This is a genomic window from Streptomyces sp. NPDC026062, assembly GCF_055568375.1.
Window position 1 is genome coordinate 261657 of sequence record NZ_JBVHOQ010000003.1, and the last position, 13638, is coordinate 275294.

Sequence of the window (13638 nt, forward strand, 5' to 3'; positions counted from 1 at the left end):
GAAGACCAGAGCGGAAAGTCGCCTATTCAAGTTTCACCTTGTCGTATGTGCCGGCGATCACGGCTGCCTGATTGCGCAGACTGAGAGAGCCCTCGTTATAAAATCCGGTGTGTCCGCCGGCGTCACTTTCCATGATCTTCCCGCCGAAGGATTCGTCGGTGGGAATGACTCGGTTGTCGCCGAGTCCCGCCGCCCGGCCCCCCTCCCGCACCAGCTGGTCGTCCCAGGAGTCGGCGCCCATGGCCCATACGTGGTCACCTCTCACACCAAGGTCCACCGCGTGATCGGCCTGGACACCGGGACTGCCCGCGAAGACGTAGTCGTCGGCGGCCTGAGGGTCGCTCCAGCTTCCCGACTGCGCCGATACACCGACGACCGTGCTGCCGTAGCTGTGCCCGAGGACGGTCGTGTGCGCGCGCGTGCCGTCGTCGGCCTGCTGCGTGACTCTGTTTCCCTCCAGGAAGTCGTGGAGTCGCGGGCCGCCCTCTTCCGCGTACTCCCCGCGTATCGCCTGTGGAAGGATGTTGTCCGGCGCGTTGTAGTCGAGCCACATGATGGTGGAGACGTGCTGGCCGGGGACAAGGCGATGACTTGCGCTCCAGAGTCCTTCGGCACGACCGAGGTCCCCACGGACGGATTCCAGACTCGCTTTGGTGCCAGGGACCCAGACGCCCACGTGATCGGCCGTGTCCGGATTCCCGTTGGCGAGGATGACCTTTCCGTCACCGAGGCCGGTGGGATCGAAGCCGAGCAGATACGCCTCGGGAAGTCCGTTCTGCCCCGTACGGTCGAAGCGGTCCTGGATGGCCTCCGCTCCCTTCAGCACCCCCTCGATCCTGCTCTTCCTGTCCGCGTACTTGTCGTGCCACTGCTGCCACTGCCGGCTGACGACGACAGCGGGGTAGTTGCCACTGGTATTGGGGACGTACTTGGCCGGCTCCTTCGGAATGGCGTCCAGATCCAGCTGGTATCTCGCCCTCGTCTCGTCCAGGACCATTCTGTTCGCGTCGTCGCGGATGTCGGACGGGAGCCCGTTCATCGACCCGATGGCGTTCGGGTGGACGGCCAGGTAGTCGGCCCGCTGCTCCGGGGTCAGGTTCTTCCACCACTCCGCGCTCTCCTCGGGAGTGGCCTCCTTCGGCGGGGCCTTGATGGTGTCCAGGTAGGGGTCGGCGGCCTTGAGTACCCCGCCCCGGTCGGACGTCACGTCCACCCGGTCCCGGTCCGAGACCACGAGATCGTCGTCGGCTCCCAGGGCGCGGAGCTTCGGTGCCCACTTCTCGTCCGCTTCGGTGGCTTCCCGTAAGGCGTCCGCTATCCGGTCGGCATAGGAGATGGCCGCGCCGTAGTGCGGGTTCGGGTGGATGTTCGCCGCCTGGCGTTCCAGGGCGTCGGACGTCGGGCTGCCCCCGGCGCTGCCGGTCACGGTGCCGCCCGGGGCGTCCTTCTCCTCGCCCGGCTTTCTGCCTGCCGGGAAGCCGACCGAACCGTCCGCGTGCACGGTGCAGTGGTCCGCCTGTGCGTCCTCGATTGCCGCGTCCAGCTTCCGTTTGGCCAAAGCCATTTCGAACGCGAAACCGTTCAGCGCGGTGCTGACCAGCCCGCACTCGGTCTGGATGTACGAGAAGTTCTTCGACAGCTCGGCCAACTCCCGGAGGGCGGCATTCGCCGTCGCGCCCGCGAGCCGGTTACGTATCCCCGCGGCGATCCGGTTGTCGACGGTGTCCTTGGCCGCGCCGGCCATGTCGTCCGTCGCCCGGTACGCGTCAGCGGCGTTCTCGAACTCCGAAGGCTTGAGCGCTTTCAGCGTCGCAAGATCCATGCGCCCGGATCACTCCCCCTTCGACTGGCCGCCGATGGCCGGGGTGTCCTTGTACGTGCTCCTGAGCGCGTCCAGCTCGGATTTCAGCGACTCATCGGTCTTCGACAGGTCATGTCCTGAAGATGCGAGAAGCCCGCCCAGGGACGTGCAGCGCTTGCGCACGTTCCCCACGTACGTGCTCCAAGAGGTGTACAGCTCCCGCTGTGCCGCCGCGCTCCGGCAGCCGGCTGTGTCCCCCAGCCCCTCCTGCCCGTCCGCCAGCTTTGTCAGCGCGGAACCGATCGGCACAGCGAGGCCCTTGGTGCCATCGCCCGCCTGGACCCAGGCCCTCTTGTCGGACTTCAGGTCCGCCGACGCACTGGCCCCCGGTGTCCCGCCCCCGAAGTCATTGGCCTGATAGTGGTTCAACTGCATGTGCGTCGACGATGTTGCCGCGCCGGCCTTGAGCTGCTCCCACTCTTCCCGTGTCGTCACCGCGTTCTCCCCGTGTCGCCGTGGCCCCTCACCCCGTTGGTACGGTCCCGATTCCGGGATACCCGTGGGCCCCACGCGCGTCATCATTCACGGATCGACGGACGTGTCCAAACACGTGTGCTGGTTTGCGCCATTCGGGCCGGCGCCCCGTCCGCCGTTCATGGCGTGATCCTTGAGGATTTTCCCGAAGTGTGGGGGCGCTTCCTGTGGAACAGCTTCCCTATGTGTGCAGGCGGGACGGGAAGGAGAGCGCGCAGGCGCTCAGAACCGTGTGAACCGCGTCGGCCGAGGAGGCCGTCGGAGCCGGTTGCCGTTGGCCGTTGTTCGTCCGCCGTACCCACGCCGTATCTCCGCCGTCCGCCCGCCGGTGGCGCAAGAATCGGAACCTACTGCTCGACATCACGCCGACGAGAGGCACACCGTGCTGCATCAGCTTGTCCTCCCTCACCGCCGGGCCGTCGCTGCCGCAGGAGGCGCTCTGGCGCTGGCCGCCCTGGGTCTCGGTGTGCCCGCGCACGCCGCGAGCTACGGAACCCCGACGATCACCCTCTCCGCCGGGTATCTCTCCGGTGCGGTCGGGGCCACCGCCGACCCCGTGGTGACGGTCACCGTCGCGCAGAGCGGTGCCGACGCCGGTGCGCTCGGCGTCGCCGCATCCGCCAGCTCCAAGGCGTCCGTCGCCGGTACCGGGGACGTCACGGTGACGGGCACCGGCGCCACCCGGCAGCTCCGCGTCGCCGCGCACGCCCAGGGCTACACCGACCTCACCATCAAGGTCACCGGCCTCGGCGGCAAGACCGCCACCAAGTCGCTGCACTACGCGGCCTCCGCCGCCGTGCAGAACGCCTCCGACACCCGCTATCTCACCGGTTCCTCCGACGCCTCGGCCGCCGTCGACGTCGGGGACGGCTATGCGGTGGTCGCCGACGACGAGTCCAACACCCTGCGCCTCTACGACCGCTCCTCCTCCGGCGGGCCCGTGCGCACCTGGGACGTGGCCTCGAAGCTCGGCGTCTCCAAGGAGATCGACATCGAGGGTGCGGCCCGAGCCGGGAACACCATCTACTGGACGGGCTCGCTGGGCAACAACAAGGACGGCGCGTACAAGGCCGACCGCAACACCGTCTTCACGACGAAGGTGAGCGGCTCCGGCGCCGCGACCCAGCTGACCGTCGGCGGCTCGTACAAGAAGCTGCGGGACGACCTGGTCGCCTGGGACAAGGGCAACGGCAACCGCTACGGCTTCGCCGCGGGCACCGCGGACGGTGAGGCGCCCAAGCAGATCGACGGGTTCAACATCGAGGGGCTGGAGTTCGCGCCCGGCTCGACGACCACCGCCTACCTCGGGTTCCGGGCGCCGCTCGCCCCGCCGAAGTCCGGCGGCAAGGCGCTGATCGTGCCCGTCACCAACTTCGACAAGGCGGCGGGTTCCGGAGCGAAGGCGGTGATCGGTACGCCGGTCGAGCTGGACCTCGGCGGACTCAGCATCCGTGACATCCGGAAGAACTCCGCCGACCAGTATCTGATCGTGGCCGGATCCTGGGCCGCGGACGACAACTCCGACCCGTACGCCCTCTACTCCTGGGACGGCGTCGCGGGACACGCGCCGGTCAAGCGGCTCGACCTGCCGACCGCCGACGCGGGCGGCTGGGAGGCCGTCGTGGACGTGCCGGATCCGAACGCCTCCGGTGCGCGGGCGCAGCTGATCACCGACGCCGGCTCGGCCGATCTGTACGGGGACGGCACGGAGGCCAAGGACCTCGACCACGACGAGTGGAAGAAGTCCCGCGCCACCTGGTTCGCCCTCAACGGCTGATCCGGACAGGCGGGTTGGGAGACTCGCCGACCGCGAGCGGCCGTGCCTGCCGGGCGGACCGGCGGGTACGGCCGGTCCGCCCGGCCATCACGGGAGCGGCCGCGGGGACCCGTTACGGTGGCGGGCATGTCTGACACCGACTTCTGGACCTTGCCGGCCGACCGTGAAACCAGGGGGAGCGGCAACCGATACGAACTGACCGTGCTCCAACCGCCGTTCATGGGGCCGGCCGGAGCACTCCCGCCCAACGCCGCAGACCGGGCGGCGGAGTTCGCGCGTTCCCTGGAGACGGTCGACGAGGTGATCGAAGACCTCGGCCCCCGCAGGCGCAGCGACCCGGTCACGGTCGCCACGCGGGCCGATCTGGACATCGTCCAAGTGGGGGTGTGGGGACATGTCATGTCGATCTCCGATCCGGCGTTCGCCGACGACGGCAACGACATGCCACTGCTCGCGGGGGCCACCCGGCTGCGTGAGCGCTTCCCCGATGCGCGGATCGTGGGCAGGGTGGAGGTGCACTTCGGCGCCGAGCACACCGAGGACCTTGTGTGGCTGCCGGACGGCACCATGTTCCACGCCTGCGGCTGGCCCGGTGACGAACCGTTCGTCCTGACCGGCGATCCGCGGGCGGTGATGTCGGCCCTCGGGATCACGGCGGATGATCTCGAAGACCTGGAGGTATACGTCGACCTGGACGACGACCCGAATCAGAACGACTGGGGCGCTCTCGCCACGGCGTGCCTCGGGGACGCGGACCCGTGGGGAAGGTCGGATCTGGACGCCTCCTCGCTGAGGGTGCGGCACAGCGAACACGCGACCAGCCATATGGAGAGTCTGTACTTCACCAGCTGAACACACGTCAATTCCCTTTGTGTGCACCTTGGATGGATCGGTGACGCGCCCCGGAACGGCTCTTGGGCGATGACGGGACCGGTCTAGGGTGAATGGGCGGCGCGTACACGTCACGGGGGCCTCACGCGCCGCCCCCTTTCCCCTCAAGGCCCCACATGAGGGATGGTCACTCTTGAACAGAACACTGCGTATACCCGAGCGGTGGCGCGTGGCCGGCCGTGTCCTGGCAGCACTGGGGATCGCCTCGGCGGTCACCGTGACCGGTCTGCCCGGCATCGAGACCGACACCGCCACCGCGGCGCCACGCGCCGTCTCGGCCAGGATCAAGCCCGGCGCCCAGCGCTGCGACAAGAAGAACCTGGGACGCACCGAAGCGAGCACACCGACGAACTCCGGGTTCCCCAACGACCCCACGGGATCGAACTTCTCCGCCTGGCAGGGAAAGCCGAAGAACTTCAACTACGACCTGCCCGGCAAGGCGTACGACGGGGTGAAGGCGCCGACGGCCGCCGACAGGACCAAGGCCCTGTCCAAGGTCCCGGGCGACACGGAGAAGAACTACAAGGCGTGGCAGAAGGCCGCGGACAAGTCCGGTGACCCGGAGGACCGCAGGTTCGAGATCTACGCCCGGTTCTTCAACAACAACGAGAACCTGAGCTTCGAGCACTGGTTCGAGCACCGGTACATCCGCAACCAGGTCAACAACCACAAGGGATCGTCGTTCGAGCGTCAGCTTGTCCGCGACTTCCGCCTGGTCGGGCCCGACTGGCTGTGCGAGGTGACCGTCGAGCTCATCGACGCCCAGGGCAACGTCGTCGATACCCGCAGGTATGACGCGTACAACCAGCGCTCCAAGGAGTTCAACGAGTTCAAGTCGAACTCGGAGCTGACGAACAAGCAGCTCGCGAAGGACCGGAAGGTGGCCCGGCTCATGCCGGACCACAAGTTCCGTTTCACCGGTGCGAAGGCGTTCAACGCGACCCAGCGCAAGAAGATCGACAACTTCAACCGGTACGTGAACCGGCTTCGGCCGGGCCGGACCAACCAGGTCCGCGGCAACCAGCGGATCTACAACCCCGTCCCGAGGACCAAGCCCATCAAGGGCTACTCCGACTACCAGAGGTGGTTCGCCCCGGGCTGCCAGGGCGGGCAGGGCAGGGTGCGGCTCGCCGCCGCCTCCACGTGCGGAACCCGCGGTTCGCTGAACGACCGCATCAACGGTTCCGGGAAGACCCTGAACGAGGCCCGGCGGATCCAGGCCGACGCACGCCGGCTCGACACCCGGGGCACGCTCCCGCGCGGAGGCCCGGGTGGCGTCGACTTCACCACCCTGGAGCTGCGCTACGTCGGCGGACTGGGCAAGGGCAAGGGCATGCAGTACTCCATGCGCGCCGACCAGATGCCCGACCCCGACGAGAACCCCGGCTTCGGTGGCGAGGCGCGCATGCAGCTCTCCTCGGACGCCCTGTTCACCTGGCTCGCCCTGACCCCGGAGAAGTTCTGGGTCAACCTCAACCCGGACGAGCCCGACCGGGTCATGGAGGCCACGTTCGGCAGGACCGACGCGGGCCGGGTCCTGCTCGAATCCGACCTGGAGATGAAGCACGACTTCTCCGAAGCGCTCAACCCCGACAAGCACGCCGGCGCCAGGCGGTACTGGGACACCGCTCCCCGCCAGAACGGCATGCCCTGCTTCCCCGGCGTGCGCATGTGGATCGAGCCCAAGCCCGCGCAGGTGCGTGAGCAGGACGGCGGGATCTACATCCTGGACGCACCCCTGAAGGTGTCCACCCAGTGGCTGGACGTCGAGTGGCAGGCACCCGGATCCACCGAGTGCAAGGGCCTCACCGACACCCAGAAGCACGCCATCGAGGCGAGCATCCGCACGAACGTGATGCCGGTGGTGGAGGAACGGGTCAACACCGACCCCGACTACGCCGATCTGCGCGCCGTCTACACCGCGCGCGTCGCGGCCGAGTACATCCGCCAGCAGGACGCGAAGACGCCGACCGACTTCCACAAGATCATCGACTCGAACGACGTCTCCGCGTGGCCGCTGCGCGCGCCCAACGAGAACTGGACCCGCGAAAGCGTCCACAAGCGGTACATGGACTCGATCAAGAAGGGGATCGAGTGGTTCGAGCTGGAGTACGGCGGCAAGGTGTACAACCAGGGTGTCGGCGGCGTGGACTTCTCCAAGCAGCCCAAACAGAACATCTCCCGCACCCGGTTCAATGCCGAACACCGCACTCTGGACACCACCACCAAGACGTCCTTCACGTCCGACGACGTCTCGTACCGGGACACCGACACCCTCTTCCTGGGCGGCGGCAAGGTGACGGCGGGCGAGGGCGAGGACCCCAAGCCCACTCCGACTCCCACCCCCACTCCGACGAAGCCCGGTACCGGGTCCGGCGGACCCGGTGACGATGCGTCGTCCCCTGCCCCCGACCCGAGCGGTGCGGGCGGGAACACCCGGCCGCCGGCGAACAGGCCGGACCCGGACGGCGGTCTCGCCGACACCGGCTCCGACCTCCCGATCGGGATGATCTCCGGTATCGCCGCGGCGGTCGTCGCCGCGGGGGCGGCGCTGATGTGGTGGATGCGCCGCAGGCGTCAGGGCGCCACCGGCTGACCCCTCGGCGGTGACGCACACGCGCGGCACATGAGGGGCCTCACCCCCGGAAAGCCAGGGGGTGAGGCCCCTCACCGGCCGGGACAGCCGTCCGTGCCCGCGGAGGTGTCCGCGCGGCGGGGGAGCCCTTCGGTATCCGGTGCCGCCGGGGTCAGCCCGACTTCGGCGGCTGCCGCGTATCGAAGGCGAAGAGGGTGTTCCCGGCCGCGGCCACGACCACCGCACGCCCCACGACGGTCACGCGCGGGCTCGCGCCCACCTCGCCGGTCAGACCCTCGGCCTGCGGATCCGTCGACCACAGGGAGGTGCCGTCGTGCGGCGACAGCGCGACGACCCGGCCGGTGGCCGAGCTGAAGTACAGCGCTCCGCTGCCCGCCACCGGACCTGACGCGCCCTCCACGGACGTCTGCCGCGCCCACTTCTTCCGGCCGGTCGCGGGATCGAGCGCCGTGACGAGACCGGTCTGCCCGCTCACGTAGACCGTGCCGTTCACCAGGCCGGGCGTCCCTGTGTACGTCCTGGCCAGCCGGGAATAGGTGACCTTTCGCGAGGCCGGGTCGACCCGCACCACCCCGTCGTAGCCGGTCGACGCCGTCCCCTCCTGGTGCTCCTGAAGGAGTACGAGCCTGCCGTCGGCGGCACCCATCGGCACGGCGGGGCCGTTGACGGCGATGGGGCTGCCCCATGTCCCCGAGGCGCGGTCGATCGTGGAGAGGGTGGGGTGGCGTACCTCGGAGGCGTCCATTTCCGCCTGTGTCGCACACATCGCGTAGAGCTTCCGACCGGCGAGCACGGGAGCGCACTGGCTGCCCGAGGGAAACGGCGTCGTCCAGGTGACCTTGCCGCTGTGGGCGTCCCGGGCCTCGAAGCGGGAGTTGGAGGCGTCGACCGTCACCACGGCGGAGCCGACCACGACGGCGTCCTGAGTGCGGCCGGTGACGGCCGTCGACTGGGCTCCCGACGGTACGGACCACAGCTCCCGGCCGGTGTCCGCGTCGAGCGCCACCACCTCGCTGGGAGGGCCCTGCGGGGCGTCCTGGTCGGCGAAGCGGTAACCGAGCACCGTGTCGTCGGTGGCGCCCACCAGATGCATGCCCTGGACGGGGACACCAGGGCTCTTCACCGTCCACACCCGCGAACCGTCCAGCGCGCTGACCCGGGTCGCGACCACACCGCCGCCCCCGCAGAACACCGTCGTGCCGTGCGTGACGCAGCGCAGCTCGTCCGGGATGTCCGCCTGGCCGCCCGGCACCGTCCTGTGCCACGCCGCGAAGCCGTCCGGAAGCGGCGCGCCCGGCGCCGCGATGGTGGTGCCCTCGTCGTCGCCGTTTCCCTCGGGGCCGCCGGTCCGCAGCGCGGCCACCCCTCCGCCGATCGCCGCCACGGCGACCGCGGCCGCGAGCACCGGACGCCACCGGCGGCGCAGACGGCGGGCGATCGGGAGGCCGGCGCCCCCCGTTGCGGATCCGGCCGGACCGGTGGCCCGTGCCACCGGCTGCGGGGTGGCCGGCGTCAGGAGGTGGTGCTGGGTACTCATGTCGCGGGTGCGGCCGGGGCCGGCCGTGCCCGCCACGTCCGCGCCGGTTTTGCCGAGGTCGGCCGGCAGGTCCCGCAGCAGCACGAGGAGTTCGTCCGCCGAGGGGCGGCTCTCGGGCTCCTTGACCAGGCACGACTCGACGACCGCGCGCAGCGCCGTCGGCACGGCACCCAGCGACGGTTCCTCGTGCACCACCTGATACGCCGTCATGTACGGGCTGTCCGCGTCGAAGGGCCCGTGGCCCGTCGCCGTGTACACCAGCAGCGTCCCCAGCGAGAAGACGTCGGAGCGAGGTCCCACGCCACGCGGTGCCTGGAGCTGTTCCGGCGACATGAAGGGCGGCGTACCGATGACCCGCCCTGTCATCGTCAGCGTCTGCTGGTCCGCCGCGCGCGAGATGCCGAAGTCGATGACGCGCGGGCCTTCGGGCGAGAGCACGACGTTCGAGGGCTTCAGGTCACGGTGGACGACCCCCGCCCGGTGGATGTCCCGCAGTGCCTCCGCCAGCCCGATGGCGAGCCTGCGCAGCTCCGCCCCGTTCAGCGGGCCCTTGGTGGTGATGTGCTGGGCGAGCGTCTGCCCCTCGATATAGGTGGTGGCCATCCACGGCTGCTCGGCCTCGGGGGCGGCGTCGACCACGGCCGCGGTGAACGCGCCGCTCACCCGCCTCGCCGCCGCCACTTCCTGCCGGAAGCGGATGCGGAACTCGTCGTCCCCCGCGAACTGCTGATGGATCAGTTTGATCGCGATGGGTCTTCCCGAGCTCGTACGGGCCAGAAAGACCGTGCCCATGCCACCCGAGCCGAGCCGAGCCTCCAGCGGATAACCGCCGATCTCGGCTGGATCACCTCCGCGCAGCGACACTCTTTCCGACCTCCCGTCTCCCGTGCGTCTGTGCCACCACGGGCCCGCGTACCTGTGCTGCGCACAAACTATCCGCAGGCCGGTGCCGCAGAGCAAAGCGGGTGACGGAACCGGGCGCCCGGTCCGTGCCGCCGAGGACTCCCCCCTCGGCCGGGGTGTGAGCCGGGCCGGCCTTTGGCTCCTGCCCCGCGGATGCCGCGTCAGGCCGCGTACTGCGGCGGCTCCGCGGCCGCCTCGGCGAGGACCGGGCCCAGATTCTCGGTGCGGATCCGGCGGTCGACGTACAACAGCCCGGCCACCAGCGGCGGGAACGTGGCCACGACCAGCTGGCCGACCAGCTGGCCGAGGAGGAGCGACAGCACATAGCCGCTCATCGCGACGATCACCGAGGCGGGATTCGGGTCGTTGCCCAGGCTCACCGAGCCGAGCACCCCGGAGAACATGCCGAGGAACGTGAACGGTATCTGGATCAGATAGCTCGCGATCCCGGCGAGGGCGCCCGCCATCAGGGTGATCCCGAAGATCCGCCACCAGTCCCCGCGCACCAGCTGGGACGAACGGCGCATCGCGGCGATCGGGCCCTGGTTCTCGAAGACGACGGCCGAGGGCGCCAGGCTGAACTTCACCCAGAGCCAGATCGCCAGCGGGGCCGTCGTCAGGGTGCCCAGGGCGCCGATCACGAGGGCGACGGCCGGCCCGCTCCCACCGTCCATGCTGAGCAGGGCGATCACGAAGGCCAGGAAGCCGGCCCAGGCGAGCAGCAGCGGGACCAACGCGATCAGCCACGTCAGCAGGACGGTTCCGATCACGGCGGGCATCCGCGCCCAGGCCCGCCGCCAGACGGCGGAGAACGTCGCGGGGCGGCCCAGGACCGCCTCCTGGAGGACCGCGGGCACGGCCGTGTACATCATGGCCGTGGAGATCGCGACGGTGATCAGCCCCACCAGCGCGACCGAGCCGAAGGCGATGGCCATCGGCACCCAGTCCTCCGGGCTGGGGTCCTCGTCGGCGCCGAGCGACAGCATCCGGTCCAGATGGCCCGCCACGGCGGAGTACGCGATCGCGGCGGCCGTCGCCACCACGGCCAGCGCCCCGCCGTACGCGGCAGCCCCAACACCGAACAACTGCTTGCCGTAACGGCCCACGGTGGCGAACGCGCCGCCCATCACATCCCCGGTCCGCAGCGGGCCCAGAGGTATCACCCCGGGCTTCGGCGGCATCCAGCCGCCGCCCCAGCCGCCCCACCCGTGCGGCGGCCCTCCGGGTCTCCCGTACGGCGTACCCCCGTAGGCGCCGTTGCCCCACCCCGCGTCCTGCGTCACCGCTGCTCCGTCGGTCAGTCATTCATGAACTGGCATGTACTGAACGGACCACGGTAGCGCCCCCGGAGCCCTCCTGACCCCGGGCACCTCCCGCGACAGCGTTGCGTACACTTGTACACATGGGATACGGACTGTTGGCGGCGGCCATCGCGGCGGAGGTGGCCGGGACGACCGCCATGAAGTACAGCGAGGGGTTCACCAGGCTGTGGCCCTCGCTCATCACCGTCGCCGGATACCTGCTCGCCTTCTCGCTGCTCGCCCAGACCCTCAAGACGATGTCGATGGGCACGGCGTACGCGATCTGGGCCGGAATCGGCACCGCCGCCGTCGCCGTCATAGGCATCCTGTTCATGGGGGAGTCCGGCAGCTTGGTCAAGGCCGCGGGCATCGCCCTGGTCATCGCCGGTGTGGTGGTCCTCAATCTGGGCGGCGCGCACTGATGGCACGCCGCTACGACCCCGAGCGGCGTGAGCGGATCATCGACGCGGCGATCGGGGTCGTCGCCGCCAAGGGGATCGCCGGGCTCAGCCACCGCTCCGTCGCGGCCGAGGCCGATGTCCCGCTCGGCTCGACCACGTACCACTTCGCCTCGCTGGACGAACTGCTGATCGCCGCGTTGCGCAGGTCGAACGAGAACTTCGCCGCCCTCATGCGCGAGAGCCGCGGCCTCGCCGACCCGGACGCCGACCTCGCCGCCGAACTCGCCCGGTTGCTCGGGGAGTTCTTCGCCGCAGGCCGGGGCCGGGCCGAGCTGGAGTACGAGCTCTACCTCGCCGCCCTGCGCCGGCCCGCTCTGCGCCCGGTCGCCGCCGAGTGGACCGACGCCACCGCCGCGCTCCTGGCCCCTCGCACCGGTCCGGCCACGGCCCGGGCGCTGGTCGCGCTGATGGACGGGGTCTGCCTCCAGGTGCTGCTCACCGGCGGCGAGTACGACGAGGCGTACGCGCGGGAGATGCTGGGCCGGATCACCGGCTGACGGCCGGACAGGGGCCGGTCAGTGCCGGGACAGTTCGGCGAACCAGCGCACGATCGGCGGGGTGGCCGCCACGTTGGACCCGAGGTGGCGCGAGCCCTGGTGGTCGGCCGCGCCCAGATCGGTGACCGGGGCGTGCACCCCTTTCCCGGCCAGGGCCGCACGGCAGTGCTCGGTGTTCCCGGTCGTCGCCTGCTCGTCGCCGGACGCCATGTAGAGGCGGACGGGGGCGCGCGGCGTCCAGTCGGTGCAGACCGCGTCGGTGGTCCGCAGGGCCTCGGCCAGGGCGCCGGCCGGATGCGTCAGCAGTGCGAGGCCGTGCTCGGTCAGCAGTTCGTCCAGCGTCCCCGGGGTGCCGCGCATCAGGTCCTGGCCCGTGTGCGCGCCGTCGAAGAGGGACGCGACGGTGCCGGCGTACGCCTCCCGGAACACCTCGGCGGGGTCGTCGTAGATGTCGTGGAGGCGGTTGAAGGCGACGAGTGTGTACGCGGCGTAGATCACGCTCGACTTGGCGTCCAGCTCACCCGCGACGAGCGCGCGCAGTTCCGTGCCGCCGAAGTCGTACGCCCCGCTGACCGGCGCCAGCGCGCCGAGCCGGAACCAGCGGTCCTGGCCCGCCTGCAGGGCCCGGCCCAGCCCCAGGGCCGCCGAAGCGCCCTGCGAGAAGCCGGTGGCCAGGACCTCGCGCGCCAGCACGTGCCCGGTACGGGGCGCGAAGGCGCGGGCGGCCCGCAGCAGGTCCAGGGACGCCGTGGTCTCGGAGCCGATGTCCATCCAGGGATGCGGGCCCGGCCCCTTGCCGAGGCCGAGATAGTCGGGCGCGACCGCGAAGGCTCCGGCCGAGGCGTGCGCGATCACCGGCGCGGACACGAACGCGGCACGCCGGGCGGACGGCGCGTCGTCCTTGTGGCTGCCGGTGCCGTGGGCGAAGGAGACGGTGTGCAGCCGGGCCGTGCCGCGCAGGGGCACGGCGACCAGCCCGCTCGCCGTGGTGGGCAGGCCGTGTGCGTCGACGGTCCGGTAGACCAGCCGGTAGGCGGTGACGCCGTACCGGGCGGTGTCGGCGGTGAATCCGGCGGTGGCCAGGTCGGCGGCCACGGCCTGCGGGGTACCGAGCGTGTACAGCCTCTCGGCGGAGACCAGGGCGCCCCGGGCCGGCGGCCCCTCGGTCACGGCGGTGCGCGGCGGCGGGGCGGGGGCGGCCAGGGCGGCCGTGCCGTTCAGCAGCAGGCCGCAGCAGGCGGCCGCCGCGACGGCCCGCGCGATCGCGCGGGAGCGCGGGGCGCGTGAAGGGTGCGGTGGGACGAGTGCGGTCATGGAATTCTCCGACTCCGGTGCGGACA

10 protein-coding genes are annotated in these 13638 nt (G+C 70.6%); 5 read left to right on the forward strand and 5 right to left on the reverse strand.

Annotated features, from left to right (window positions below):
- Positions 1-22: 22 nt before the first annotated feature.
- On the reverse strand, positions 23-1822 hold the full coding sequence (locus tag ACZ4LX_RS04355) for an alpha/beta hydrolase (RefSeq protein ID WP_467635498.1): 1800 nt from the start codon (positions 1820-1822) through the stop codon (positions 23-25).
- Positions 1823-1831: 9 nt separating this feature from the next.
- Positions 1832-2296, reverse strand: coding sequence for a hypothetical protein (locus ACZ4LX_RS04360; protein WP_467635503.1), 465 nt, complete (start codon positions 2294-2296; stop codon positions 1832-1834).
- A 421-nt stretch (positions 2297-2717) separates the two neighbouring features.
- On the opposite strand from ACZ4LX_RS04360, the gene ACZ4LX_RS04365 reads away from it, so the two are divergent.
- The 3 genes from ACZ4LX_RS04365 (at position 2718) to ACZ4LX_RS04375 (ending at position 7599) form a co-directional block, all read left to right on the forward strand.
- Positions 2718-4112: a hypothetical protein gene (locus tag ACZ4LX_RS04365; protein WP_467635507.1), complete on the forward strand. Its 1395-nt coding sequence runs from the start codon at positions 2718-2720 to the stop codon at positions 4110-4112.
- Between the two features lie 126 nt (positions 4113-4238).
- The gene (locus tag ACZ4LX_RS04370; protein ID WP_467635512.1) at positions 4239-4964 is read left to right on the forward strand and encodes a DUF6333 family protein; all 726 of its coding nucleotides are present in this window, start codon (positions 4239-4241) and stop codon (positions 4962-4964) included.
- A gap of 172 nt (positions 4965-5136) precedes the next feature.
- Positions 5137-7599, forward strand: coding sequence for a hypothetical protein (locus ACZ4LX_RS04375; protein WP_467635515.1), 2463 nt, complete (start codon positions 5137-5139; stop codon positions 7597-7599).
- A 151-nt stretch (positions 7600-7750) separates the two neighbouring features.
- On the opposite strand, the gene ACZ4LX_RS04380 is transcribed toward ACZ4LX_RS04375, so the two are convergent.
- A complete protein-coding gene (locus tag ACZ4LX_RS04380; protein ID WP_467635519.1) occupies positions 7751-10000 on the reverse strand; it encodes a serine/threonine-protein kinase in 2250 nt (749 codons plus the stop codon).
- Between the two features lie 200 nt (positions 10001-10200).
- Positions 10201-11322, reverse strand: a complete 1122-nt coding sequence (locus tag ACZ4LX_RS04385; protein WP_467635522.1) for a DUF7847 domain-containing protein — start codon at positions 11320-11322, stop codon at positions 10201-10203.
- A gap of 119 nt (positions 11323-11441) precedes the next feature.
- On the opposite strand from ACZ4LX_RS04385, the gene ACZ4LX_RS04390 reads away from it, so the two are divergent.
- Together ACZ4LX_RS04390 and ACZ4LX_RS04395 are read left to right on the forward strand one after the other, a co-directional pair.
- A complete protein-coding gene (locus ACZ4LX_RS04390; RefSeq protein ID WP_467635528.1) occupies positions 11442-11762 on the forward strand; it encodes a DMT family transporter in 321 nt (106 codons plus the stop codon).
- Entirely contained in the window at positions 11762-12298 is a 537-nt protein-coding gene (locus ACZ4LX_RS04395) for a TetR/AcrR family transcriptional regulator (RefSeq protein WP_467635533.1), read from the forward strand. Before ACZ4LX_RS04390 ends, ACZ4LX_RS04395 begins: the two co-directional genes overlap by 1 nt.
- 18 nt (positions 12299-12316) lie before the next feature.
- On the opposite strand, the gene ACZ4LX_RS04400 is transcribed toward ACZ4LX_RS04395, so the two are convergent.
- Entirely contained in the window at positions 12317-13612 is a 1296-nt protein-coding gene (locus tag ACZ4LX_RS04400; RefSeq protein WP_467635536.1) for a lipase, read from the reverse strand.
- Positions 13613-13638 lie beyond the last annotated feature (26 nt).